Genomic DNA, 12652 nt, shown 5'->3' on the forward strand with positions numbered 1-12652 from the left:
GTAAACTGCGGCTGCAACTAGTAATCGTATAAAACCATCAGTTGCAGTTTTGCTAACTATAATCACAATGATAATGTATATAATTATACATTGTGTGCGAGGTAATCATACAATGCTAAAAGTTTGCGATAATCAGTATGAGACTTGTCCTTAAATTCTCGGACATGTTTTTCTAAATCTTCCAAGGATATATGTCCATCATGAGCATTGAAGAAAATAATATTTTGTAATTTGCTATCAATATCTGAATGTTTAGCGTAAATATCTTCAATGGTGTGTTCTACTATTCTTTGATTCTTGGGTAACCTAGCATAGTTTGACGCTATTAATCTTTTTTGATTTTTCATTAATGATGTTAAGCATTTAACACCTGGACTGAATTTATGAAAAGCATAAGCTGGGAAATATGATCTTTTATTGATGGTGAACTTGTCAAGCAACTCGACAACATGCGACTCCTGATTTGAAATTAGATCAAAATAGTTTTCCATCATCTCCTGAGGTGTTTGCATGTGTATTTTTATAGAGTTAACAGAACCGACGGCTAGAACAAGCTCATCATTTCTGAGCGTGTCCAAATCCCCAACAAGTTTTACTTTTATGTCTCCGCCTTCCTTTATTTTACCAAAGACACTCTCTGCTCTGCGTATATCCATTACCGAAACTGGTAAGTGCAGTTGAGCAAGTTCTTTATATATGTCTGAGAAGTTATCTGTAACGATTTTATTAATGCTAATTAACCCAGCATCTTCTACTTCGAGATCGTGAGAGACAACGTTTAAATTATCAATGCCTTCTTCTCTTTCAATCAGAAGGAAGTTGTTTTTTATTTTTTCTGCAATTTTAGAACGAGGTGGTATGTATGAAAATATTGTTTTTAATACTTTTTTAATATTAGGGTCACCTATTCTATACCCCATAAATATAATCGGGTTATGTATAAATAAGGATAGGAGTTGAGCACGAATCAACTCATATTTTTTATCAAAATGAACATAGTCATCACCAGTTATTATTATGGATTCTGGTTTGCTAACGCATCCGTGAATTTTATAAACAGAACCATAAGGATTGCTTAAAAGTATATCATTCCCAATTACAGGGTTATAACCAATTGCACTTTCGATAAAATTATCATAGTTTGTTGTAATCACAGAGGCAATATTTTTGGAGGCTTTTACTAATTCAGATATTTCATCTTGAACTCCTAATTTTAAATCTGTGATATTCACTAACTGTGAAAGATAGATTTTAAATCTGCTAATATTTGAGGAGGTATCTTCCGAGTTGTAGTATAAGTCATTGATATTTTTGAACTTTCCATTCCTATCTGCTTTAAGTGTTGCATCAAATATTTGCTCTAATTGCGTTGCCACTTTTGGAAGGTCTATAATACCATCTTTATTACTGTTTTCTCTGACAAGATCTTTATATAGTTCATTAGAGTTTGTCAGGTCAATACTAATTTTCTCTAAGAGTGCCGGCCAGCTATAAGAAATTGATAAGTATCTCATGCTGAAACCTGCTCCAACAAATAATATTGGATGGTTTCTGTAGCCTTTTAGAAAATCCGTTATATTCATTTGACCCCCGAGATATATTAGTGGTAATCATTAAAATTTGTTAGAACACAGCTCAAGTATGTATTTATCTGTAGAGATAAGAATTTACTTGTTATTGACCATTTGGATAGTAAATTTTCATGAGCCTCTCTTTTTCTTCGTTGAATGCTTTATCAAAATCAATTTCTTTGTCTAAATTAGAATGTAAGTCGTTTAAAGCTTTAACAAGAATCCAAGCGCTATGGTGAATGAATGGGTTTAATCCAATAATGTTTCCTGCAGAATTATCGTCAACTTTCTCAACTGCTAAAATTGCTTGGATTTTTTTACAACTTTCCTGAATGTTCCAATCGGAAACATGTAATAATAATGCAGATAAAGCCATGAGTGGGTTGTTTGCTTTGATAGATGTTGGTGTGTAACTAATAATCATACGGAGTCGAGGGTGGTAGTCTCGAATCAGTCTTGCCATTTGAGTAGCTATCTCATATTTTTCGTTGAGAATTGATCTGTCAAATGTTGATGTTCCAGAGTCTTTAATTACTATAGTTCTTGCTTTTTTGACTACTGATTTAAGCCTTACATTCCAAAGTTCAGGATTCTCATTACGGTTTAGATAGAATTGAGGGTACTTGAAATAAAGGGATTGATATACTTCCTCATTGATGTCGAACCAACTTTTGTTTGTGGCGCTGAGATCGACAACATAATTATCATAGTTTCTCTTGTATCTAATCAATGAGGCCTTTGCAAGGTAAATTATGTGAGGGCTTAAATTAAATGTAAAAGTGCCTTTTTCTCTTAAATCTAAGAACCATTGGCGCATGTTACGTATATCTTCTTGCGTAAAAATCTTCTCCTGAATTCCCGCGCAGACCATAAGACCTATTAAGCGTGTCGCTTCAGAACCCGAGCGCATAAAATCAATTCGGCCTTCATTTGAAACAACGTTCAACTTATCATCTCCAGTATAAAAATCACAAAATGGGAGGTGAGAGTCTTTACCTAGATTGTCTCGAAATGCAAAGTGTGCTTGCTTTACAACTTTGCCGTTACTGAGCGATCTTCCTTCCGAAACGTAATAACCACCAGAAACATTGCATGCCGGGCATTCAACATCCTCTTTAACAAAATCTCTAAAACTTAAAGAAGGATCTGAGTTGCTACGTTCGAAAAGGTTTTCCAACTGCTTAGCATCCAGTTCACGCTTAAATTTTCTAGAATAGGCTGTTATCGTCATTTGGGGGTCTCCTTTCGAAGGGAGCTTAACTTTACCATAGGATGACCATAAAGGGAGCTGTACGGCAAACATCACTAAGGTTGGGCCTAAAACACAAATTCCCAGAGTGCCATTTTGACGTCTAGCTAACTTGATATGCTTCAAGGCAGTTCTTAAATTGTGGTATCAACATCAATAGAATGTTTTTTAAACAATTTAGATGGCAACAAGAAAATCCGGGGGTACTTTTGGGGGTACCTAATAATGGTTTAATTTTTTTATTCATATAAATCAATTGGTTGGTTTTTATGATTTGCTCCTATTATCGCACCATTTCAACTTCCCCCAACTTCCGTATTTATCCATAACTATCCTGATTTATAACTATTTTACTGTTTTTTAGTCCATCGTTGTCCGTAACGCTCTAGTAAAGTCCGATACTTAAGGTATTTAGGATTATGTATATCTCCTTGTTCGGTCCTGGATTCCTATACACCTGCCTTCTAATGAGATGCAGATTCGCTGCACTAAGTCCGAAGATAAACCCTATACTCTTGGGGATCGGCAAGGCTTGTCATTGCTTATAGAACCTAATGGAAGCAAAAGCTGGCGGTTCCGCTATCGCTGTGTCGGTAAGCCCAAAATGATCTCGCCTGGTGCGTATCCTACGATCACACCTGCAGATGCCCGTTCTCGTCGTGACGATGCCTGAAAGCTGCTCGCATAAGGAAAGAACCCGAATGAGGTTCTAAAAGAGCAGAAGATCGCTTTGCAAACGGAATCCGAAAGTGCGTTCGAAAAGATAGCTTGAGAGTGGCATCATATGAAGACCGCCAAATGGTCGGCAGGATATGCGTCAGATATCATAGAAGCTTTTAAAAACAACATTTTCCCTTATGTTGGAACAAGGAAAGTGGGAGAGATTAAACCGCTGGAGTTGCTGAACGTACTGCGTAAAATTGAGAAACGTGGTGCGTTGGAGAAAACGCGGAAAGTGCGTCAGCGTTTTTCTGAAGTGTTTCGCTACGCAATTGTAACGGGTAGAGCGGAGTACAATCCTGCGGCAGATCTTTCCAGCACTCTCGAAGTACACCAATCCAATCATTTCCCGTTCCTGAAAGCTGATGAGATACCCGAATTTCTGCGTGCCTTAGACAGTTTCACAGGCAGTCGGCTTGTACAAGTTGCTACGAAATTACTCATGATTACAGGTGTGAGAACCATTGAATTACGTGCAGCATTATGGCAAGAATTTGATCTGGATTACGCAATTTGGGAAATTCCTACTGAAAGGATGAAAATGCGCAGGCCATATCTTGTGCCATTGTCGACTCAGGCGTTAGATTTACTCAATGAACTGAAGATCATGACTGGGAACTATCGTTATGTTTTTCCGGGGCGGAACGATCCGTAAAAGCCTATGAGTGAAGCGAGTATCAATCAGGTTATAAAACGTATTGGGTTTAGTGGACAGCTAACTGGTCACGGATTCCGACATATGATGTTTGCTATTTTACATGAAAATAGGTTCTATACGATATGGGTTGAACTTCAATTTGCGCATGTTGATAAAAAGTCAATACAAGGAACACACAATCATGCACTGCATATTCAAAAAAGAGCATCAATGCCTCAATGGTACTCTACATATATTCTAAGGGATAAAAAGTGATAATAAACGATAAGCATTTGGAAAATATTATTCAAGCCTCTGATGAGGACTCGCTGGCTATTTTTGTTGGTGCAGGAGTTTCCAAATCATCAGAAAGTGAAAATATAAAGCTACCGTCATGGTCGGACCTGATTGATGAGCTAAAACTTGATTTGGGCATAGATTACGAAATTGATTATTTGAAAGTTGCACAGCTTTATTATCTCGAGTTTGGCTCTCATTTATATTTTAAGAAAATTAAGAAGTACTTCCCTGACAATGTAACTCCTTCGAAATTGCATGATTTAATATTTAATATAAACCCCCATTGTGTGATTACTACTAACTGGGACTGTCTTTTAGATACTGCAGTCATTGAAAATGCGTATATATATGACATTGTCTGCAGTGATAAAGACTTGATGAAGTCTAGTCTTGATAAAAAACTTATAAAGATGCATGGTGATTTTAAAAATCACAATATTGTATTCAAAGAAGATGATTATATTAATTATGACGTCAATTTCCCTCTAGTATCTAATTACATAAAGAGTGTTCTGTCGACCCACACAGTGATTTTTATAGGCTATTCTTATAACGATATAGATATTAAGCAAGTTATAAAATGGGCCCAAAATCACTCCGCTGTACGTCCTCCAATGTATCTTGTTGTATACGAAGATGATTATGCTCAAAGAAAATATTTAGCTAGCCATGGTATTACGACTATCAAAGTTAGCAGCTACCAGACGGAGTTCTTTACAGATAAGAGAAGCTCATGCCTTTATGGTTTTTTAAAGTCGATAAAAGAAAAGAGAGTCAGTAACAATGAAGATAAAAATATAATTAAGCATGTATATACTAAATTGCAAGAACTCAGCTCCCTGAATGCTATTCTAGCTGAACAAATTACTGAATGCTTAGGGGATTCAACACTTTTATTTCGAGAAGTTAATGGCGAAATAATGGCTTTTTTAAAGTTTTATAACTCAGAGGTAACGCAGAAAACAGATAAGGGCATGCGGTATGTGTATAAAAGATTCAAGGATGTACTTAAAGATAATGAAGAGTCAAAAAAATATAACATTCTTCTAACCCCAATTTTTGATATTCTTTGGAAAGCAGATATTTCCGGGGTAATAGTTGATGACAAAGATAGCGAGGCTATTCTAACTACTGACTTTGTGCCTGAATCAAAAAAGTTATCAGATAAAGAAATATTTACCTTTGAGTATAATTTCGACTTTGATTTTAGTAAAAAAAATCACACAGGGAAAAGTGTCGATTTTGATAATTGTGATGTATATGCATTCTTCCAGACAGGAAATTATGAAATGGCCTATCATGCTATTGAAAATGTTATCAAGCATGATTTGAAGCATAAAAATTATGCCTCATTACTTATTTCCCTTCTTAATTACAATATGATATTGCATGTGCTTAAATATCGTCTTGGTCGTAATAGCAACAGGTTTTTAGATACAGAAAGTTATAACCTTAAAGAAAGGTTTGACAGCTTTCCTAAAAATGTAAAGCGGACATTAAGTTCATTATTAGATATAGTAACCGTTGATTATATGTTTAAGTTTATTTATTCAGTAGATAAAATACTAAATAAAACTAAAGACAGGGAAGGAAGGAAGCCTCTACTTTACTGGGATGCAGATGAGTTCAAGTCTGATTTTTTACATAAAAATATATTGCATTTCATTAAGTTAAATGGCTGCCTTATAGATAGCTATTCTGAGTTTAAATATGCGATAAATAAACTGTTTGAGATTAAATCGGTAAAGCGTAAGTCTCAGGAGAATAATGAGACCATATATTACACTATAGAAGAATTGTATTCCTCTATAAAATACCTAGATAACAAAGAGTTGGCTGAAAAATTCAGGTATAAAAAGCGCGGCAAGTATTTAACGCTTCAATTGGATACGGAAAGCAGTGATTGGCTTTTGAATCATGCTTTTGAGGAAATGTATTGTGGGTATATGAAAAAGGCGAGTAATGGTGACTTCAATTTAAATGCTTTCAAGAATGTTATTCTTTTGCTTGCATTTTCAGATGAGCCCCATAAAGATAAAAGCCCTCTTCACAAGAAAATAACCACACTTGTAGAAAACGGTTTTTTCTATTCCGATTTAATTGAATGTATTTCTGACTACGTTACAATTTGCTTCAATAATAAAAGAGATGGCTTTGATAAGAGTTTTGTGGCTGAACTGATGAACTCCATGATAAAGTTATCTACTTCTACATTTGAAAATGACCATGGCTATCTTATTCTTAGAAAGGCTCATAATATTTTCTTGATTGCATCAGAGTTAAGCGTGGAATTCAATGACATTAATCACCTTAAAGAATTAATATCCTCGATTAGTGAACTACCAGTTACTCGACAGGCTAGTTACATTGAGTCATTATTGTATGATTTATTTATTGTTGGTGATGATAAAATAAAGGATGATATTAAGGAATATGTTAAGAATATGGGGATTGAAAAGCTTGATTATGAAAAGAAAAATAGACTTAAGCTTTTTTTAGTTGCATCAAATATAATTGAAAAAGAAGAAGGTTTAGAACATGAAATACTTGAGATGATAAGGAAGTTACCTGCTAATAAATTTAGCACGGAATTGTATTCCATTCGTAGCATGTTGGATTTTTTAGTTAGAAATGGCGAAGATTCATTTACTGTAGCTCTTGAAGAGCTGAAAGAAACGATAGCTAAATTAGAAAAGAAATTCTTTAATTGAAGATTATATGGGATAGTTAATGAGAGTGAGTCTTAGAGATGTAATCTGCCTGGATTTGATAAATTTTCTTTATCAGACCTCAGCGTGCAATGCTCTCCCCGCCACGTCTGCCCGCTTAAGGGGGCGCTTTTAATGCAGGTGCATGACCAGCCTCAGGGCAGCCAATGCTAGCGCTGGAAGGGGATCCAGTGTCGCTAAACGCATGCAAAACCATGCACCTTATGCATGCATGGCTTTTATACGTAAAAATTGCGGGATTTTCGGGGTTTTTAAGCGGACTACTGAAGCAGAACCTGATTGGGGAATTCGAGCACGCAGTTACTGGTGCTGCTATCATTGTCACTTCGAACAAAATAAGAGCGGCTAAATAGAGTCTTTTGTATCGATTGTTTTTATGCTGGCACAGTGTACCTTGGAGAGCCTCGGTCTGTTCGGTTAGTTGCAGGGCAATACTTCCAGAATGTACTGACAGCGGCAGCAGTGCCAGTACATAAAATACGGTTATCTTCATTATTATCTCTTGTTAGTAGAAATCGCATCTTTCCACGCTGCCGGAATTTGATCTCATTTCTGACGATACCGAGCTTTGACACATGGTGAGGGATGGTAGGAATCTGCAACTTCATAACCACGAGCCTTTAGCCCTTTTCTCGCTTTTTGGGCCTGTTCCACTACAAAAATTATGGTTTTTAGGTTAGATAGTAAATGGAGTAGCTCATCAAGAATTTCAATGCCTTTACGAACATGTAGGGCCTGATATGCTCTTGAGTTATCCCAAGCAGGAATGGTATTCCAAAGCAGCGTTCGTTTTCTATCCAAGCCTATACTTTGCATAAAGCAAAAGATTGCTTTGGCCGCGTCATCGTTATTATCACGTGAGATAAAACCAGAACCACCGTATCTAAGGTCAGTTTGGGGGCCTGGTTTCTCGAAAAGGAAAATAAATTCGGCATTGATCCCACCATCTAAAGGATCAAAGTCAGGGATGAATACATTGTCACCAAGCCTTTCACGTATGCTTTTGACATACGCTGTTAACGGCCGCATATGAGGAGCTGCGAGTAGGCTCTGTCTGTGGCGTATGTTTGATTCATACTTGAGTGATTTTGGTTCTGTTGAAAGAACTGACTCCACAACCATTTTCTACCCTCATGAATACTTAAGCTCTTTCTTGAGTCAGTTTACCTCCTCCTGCTTAAAATATCCTCAGTTCTATTGACGATCTGTTCGGCAGCTGCTTTGGCCGCTAACTTTCTTGCTGGGATCTGTGGCAAATATCCTCACGCTACCCCTGGGGCCGACCCACTTAAATTCCATGTTCTTATCGCTGAGCCTGGGCATCAAAACTGCCATCACTGTTCAGAGAGCTCCCCATGGACTTACAAGTACCTCGATTATCCATAGCTCATAGCCCCGTTAAGAAAGTGGCTATGAAGAGTGATGTCTAGATAATATTTTGCGCCCAGGCCCCCCTGTTCAAACCGTTAATCCAGTAATTTCATCTCCAGCGCCCGGCTCATCGCTTGAGTGCGGCTATTCACTTTAAGCTTCGCGTAGATGTTTTTGATATGCCATTTGACCGTCTCGGCAGAAATAGCGAGGGAGCGAGCGATTTCTTTGTTCATCTGACCTTCAGCGATCAGCTGTAATATCTGCAACTCTCGCTCGCTGAGCTCCTCATGAATATCGGGGCTTCCACTATTAAACGGTGTTCTATCTGCAGGCCAGCGCTTGTCGGCCCAGGGACCTTGCACTCCCCCTTCCTCTTTACAAGCCGAAGAGGATTCATTCATACCGGCAAGCAAAGGTTGCAAGGTATCGCCAGCGTCAAGAAAGAGGCCTTTGAGATGCTGTTGTTCAGCCAGCTGCAGCACTGGTTGAAATGTCATGCGCGCAGCGGCAGTTTTGCCGCTGTTCCACAAGGCTAATGACCAGAGCGTACGCAGACGCGCTGCGGTTAACCTGTCCCCCCGGCTCTCCTGATCGGAGACCATCTCAGCCAGTAAAATGCAGGCTTGCGGCGCCTGGCCTCTGGCGAGAAGAAGCCGGCTGCGGCTAAGGGATGCAGACATAACGATGGCGCGTTGGCGGGGATGTTCGGCATCCATTCTGAAGCTGGCGGCCATTTGTTCAAGCTGCCGTTGCAGTTGCTCTGCGCCGGTGAAATTGCCGCGCTGCAGCCGCACCCTCACCTGCTCGGCTAACATCATGGCCTGGAGCCGTTGCCAGCCGCGAGACACCGCAAGGCGCTGCGCATGCTCCAGCAATCGCTCGGCCTCATACGGCATATCGCCATCCAGAGCCTGACGCGCGAGATAGGTATAGCAACGACTCAGCGCGTCGGGTGGACTGAATCGGTCGATGAATTCGAGCCGGTCGGCTAACAGATGCTCGGGCGAGTCACCCCTCTGACATTCATAGGCTATCTCCGCCAGCAGCGGCGCCAGCGTCGCGCCACTGGTCGACTGGGTACCGGTATAACATTCAGCCTGACGCAACGTTTTCTCTGCATACCACCCGGCTTTTCCCAGATCGCCCTGACAAAGATGGCACTGGGCAATAATAAAAGCGCGATAAACCGAGACAAACAGATTATCTAAAGGACTTTCCGGAGAGGGCATATGCTGTTGAACCTCCAGCGCGTCGTGATAGCGCTGGTTAACAACATGGCAATAGCTGAGAATATTGCATATCAGACCATCAACCCAGGTGTCACCGCAGGGCACTTCGGCCAGCAACGGCTGAACAATAGCCAGACTCTCCGGGATGTTTTCAGCAAAGGCTTCGCAAATTGCCCGCACAACGCGCAATTTACACCAGGTGCTGCGGGTTAAATCCTCACGATGATGAAGTACCATCTGATCGAGGTTATCAAGCAGCTGCCTCGACTCATCAAAGTGGAAATAATGCGCCAGTGCCCAGGCCAGGTTAATTTGCAGGTCAATGCGCGAAGGATCGGTGCTGGGCGGTAAATGATGCATCCATGAGATCAGGGTATCGATATCCCCTTCTTCCGCCAGTGACTGAGCGCTTGCGCCATCCTGCACGGGGCTATGCACCGGCTTGCCTGCGCTGAGCGCATGGCGTACCGCCTCAGACCACAGCTTCTGTTCGACGAACCAATGACTGGCTAATTCATGTAGCTGTTTGCGATCAATAGCGTTGTTCTGCTGCAGCATAGTCCGAAGATTTTCCTGTAACAGAGGATGGTAGCGGAACCAGTAGCCTTGTTCGTCAAGGGCTGACAAAAAAAGGTTGTGTCGCTCAATCCATGCCAGCATCGCTTGACTATCATCTCGTCCTGTCACTGCATTGCATAGTTCGGCATTTAACCGGCTGAGGAAGGACGTTTTTACCAGGAAATCGAGAACCTCTTCCGGCAGCGGGTCCAGTACCACCTCTTTCAGATAGCGGGCAATGGACCGTGTTCCTCCATGCATATTGCGCAACAGATGCTCGGGATCATGCTGTAATTCTGCCGACAATGAAGCGATCTTCATCCCTGCAATCCAGCCCTCTGTCACGGACTGTAGCCGCTGTGCATGGTGGTTGCTGAGGGGTAGCGCAACCGTGCGGCTAAAATAGTGTTTTGTTTCTTCGAGCGTGAATTGCAGGTCTCGATCATAGATCTCCACCAGTTGGTCCTGGGCCTGCAGCTGGCTCAGCGCAAGATTCGGGTGGAAACGGCTGCCAATGATCAGATGCAAGGCGGCAGGCGCATGCTTGATTAAATACCCCAGCGCTTCATAGACCCCACGATCGTTAATCACGTGGAAGTCGTCGATAATCAGGTACACGTCATGCGGGCAGTAGTGTAGCTGGTTAATGAGCCCGGCCAGCAGTTGCTCGGAGCTGGAGAGCTTCTGTTCTTCCATATCACGCCAGAAATCGGCGTCCCAGTCAGCATAGAGTGGACGCAATGCTTGCAGCAGATAAGGAATAAACTGCCATACGTCATCATCATCCTCATCGAGGCTCAGCCAGGCGATACGTTCGCCCTGGGCGACCATCTGCTGATGCCATTGCGCCAACAGCGTGGTTTTGCCAAATCCAGCGCCGGCGCAGACGACGCCCAGCCGGCACTGCTGAACGGGACTGAGAAGCTGAAGCAGCCGGGGGCGCTCCAGCAATTGTATCGAGGAGCGAGGCGGGACGAATTTGGTCAGGATTAGCGGCAAGCCTCGCGTCAGCCGCAATGGCCCGGAGACCAGTGAGGGTGATTGGCGACTTTCTAAATCCGATGGCTTCATCCGTGGTTATCTACTCGCTTTGTTTTTTTCAATTGTACGCCAGCCCCCGGGATGACATGGGACAGCCAAACTTTATTACTACACAAAATTTAGAAAGTTTGACCTCAAGCATGAAAACCCCCACCTACCCCCCCATGAAGGTGGCTTCGCACTCCCTTTAACCGCTCGTAGATTCATTGCATGGGTGTGGCCAGGGTTATCCGCCCTGTCTGTTGGCCCCGCCTGGGTGACCTTTATTGAGGAGAATTAAACGATGCTCAGCAAACAGGCGTTATTGCAGGCTTACCGCAAGATGCGGGAGATCAGGACCTTTGAAGAGCGGTTGCATCAGGAAAATACCAGCGGTGATATTCCGGGCTTCATTCACCTTTACACCGGCGAGGAAGCCATCGCGGTGGGGGTCTGCGAAAATTTAACGAGCGCAGATTTCATTGGTTCAACACACCGTGGACATGGCCACTGTATTGCTAAAGGTTGCGACATTCACGGCATGATGGCCGAAATATTCGGTAAGGACAGCGGGTTATGTCGCGGTAAGGGCGGGTCGATGCACATTGCCGATCTGTCGAAAGGAATGCTGGGGGCGAACGCTATCGTTGGGGGAGCCCCTCCTCTGGCCATCGGCGCCGCGCTAACGGCAAAGACGCTAAAAACCGGCAACGTCGGTGTCTCTTTTACGGGCGATGGTGGTTCTAATCAGGGCCTGGTCTTTGAAGCCATCAATATGGCCGTCGTGCTCCAGCTTCCAGCCGTCTTTATTTTCGAGAATAACGGTTACGGCGAAGGGACCGGCCATGACTACGCCGTGGGTGGGCGTGATATCGCCCGGCGCGCCGCTGGCTTCGGCCTGCCGGCAGTGACCGTCGATGGCACCGATTTCTTTGCCGTTTATGAGGCAACCTCAGAGGCGGTCAAGCGTGCGCGAGAAGGCGGTGGCCCAAGCGTCATTGAGGCCAAAGCCTTCCGCTGGCACGGTCATTTTGAGGGGGATCCCGCGCTATACCGCGCGGAAGGTGAAGTGCAACGCCTGCGTGAACAACATGATCCGCTGAAGATTTTCACCGCTAAGGTCAAACAGCATATCACCCAGGAAGAACTGGCGGCGATTGACGAGGAAGTAGAAGCCCTGGTCAACGATGCGGTATTGAAGGCCCGCGCCGCTGCCTATCCGGCTCCGGAAGACCTGCTGACAGACGTTTATGTCTCATACTGAG

General features: G+C 42.5%; 6 protein-coding genes and 1 pseudogene. 3 read left to right on the plus strand and 4 right to left on the minus strand.

All coding sequences use genetic code 11. From position 1 onward, the window contains the following. Positions 1-83: 83 nt before the first annotated feature. Together ABLV76_RS18770 and ABLV76_RS18775 are read right to left on the minus strand one after the other, a co-directional pair. Entirely contained in the window at positions 84-1583 is a 1500-nt protein-coding gene (locus tag ABLV76_RS18770; RefSeq protein ID WP_023342981.1) for an SIR2 family protein, read from the minus strand. A 91-nt stretch (positions 1584-1674) separates the two neighbouring features. Then, positions 1675-2802, minus strand: coding sequence for a hypothetical protein (locus ABLV76_RS18775; RefSeq protein ID WP_023342982.1), 1128 nt, complete (start codon positions 2800-2802; stop codon positions 1675-1677). Positions 2803-3277: 475 nt separating this feature from the next. Here ABLV76_RS18775 and ABLV76_RS18780 point away from each other — a divergent pair. Then, positions 3278-4453: pseudogene (locus ABLV76_RS18780) on the plus strand (integrase arm-type DNA-binding domain-containing protein). Then, positions 4450-7188: an SIR2 family protein gene (locus tag ABLV76_RS18785; RefSeq protein WP_141411375.1), complete on the plus strand. Its 2739-nt coding sequence runs from the start codon at positions 4450-4452 to the stop codon at positions 7186-7188. Before ABLV76_RS18780 ends, ABLV76_RS18785 begins: the two are co-directional and overlap by 4 nt. A 564-nt stretch (positions 7189-7752) precedes the next feature. On the opposite strand, the gene ABLV76_RS18790 is transcribed toward ABLV76_RS18785, so the two are convergent. Next, the gene (locus tag ABLV76_RS18790) at positions 7753-8328 is read right to left on the minus strand and encodes a uracil-DNA glycosylase (RefSeq protein WP_348878412.1); all 576 of its coding nucleotides are present in this window, start codon (positions 8326-8328) and stop codon (positions 7753-7755) included. A 344-nt stretch (positions 8329-8672) separates the two neighbouring features. After that, entirely contained in the window at positions 8673-11438 is a 2766-nt protein-coding gene (locus ABLV76_RS18795; protein WP_348878413.1) for a LuxR C-terminal-related transcriptional regulator, read from the minus strand. Positions 11439-11691: 253 nt separating this feature from the next. On the opposite strand from ABLV76_RS18795, the gene ABLV76_RS18800 reads away from it, so the two are divergent. Further along, positions 11692-12651: a thiamine pyrophosphate-dependent dehydrogenase E1 component subunit alpha gene (locus tag ABLV76_RS18800; protein ID WP_002889884.1), complete on the plus strand. Its 960-nt coding sequence runs from the start codon at positions 11692-11694 to the stop codon at positions 12649-12651. Position 12652 lies beyond the last annotated feature (1 nt).

Origin of the sequence: Klebsiella sp. GB_Kp047 (assembly GCF_040065235.1) — a bacterium.
GTDB lineage: Bacteria > Pseudomonadota > Gammaproteobacteria > Enterobacterales > Enterobacteriaceae > Klebsiella > Klebsiella quasipneumoniae.

Coding starts and splice junctions, on each gene's coding strand:
- ABLV76_RS18770 (WP_023342981.1), bottom strand. CDS start 1,583: ATGAATATAACGGATTTTCTAAAAGGCTACAGAAACCATCCAATATTA.
- ABLV76_RS18795 (WP_348878413.1), bottom strand. CDS start 11,438: ATGAAGCCATCGGATTTAGAAAGTCGCCAATCACCCTCACTGGTCTCC.
- ABLV76_RS18800 (WP_002889884.1), top strand. CDS start 11,692: ATGCTCAGCAAACAGGCGTTATTGCAGGCTTACCGCAAGATGCGGGAG.
- ABLV76_RS18775 (WP_023342982.1), bottom strand. CDS start 2,802: ATGACGATAACAGCCTATTCTAGAAAATTTAAGCGTGAACTGGATGCT.
- ABLV76_RS18790 (WP_348878412.1), bottom strand. CDS start 8,328: ATGGTTGTGGAGTCAGTTCTTTCAACAGAACCAAAATCACTCAAGTAT.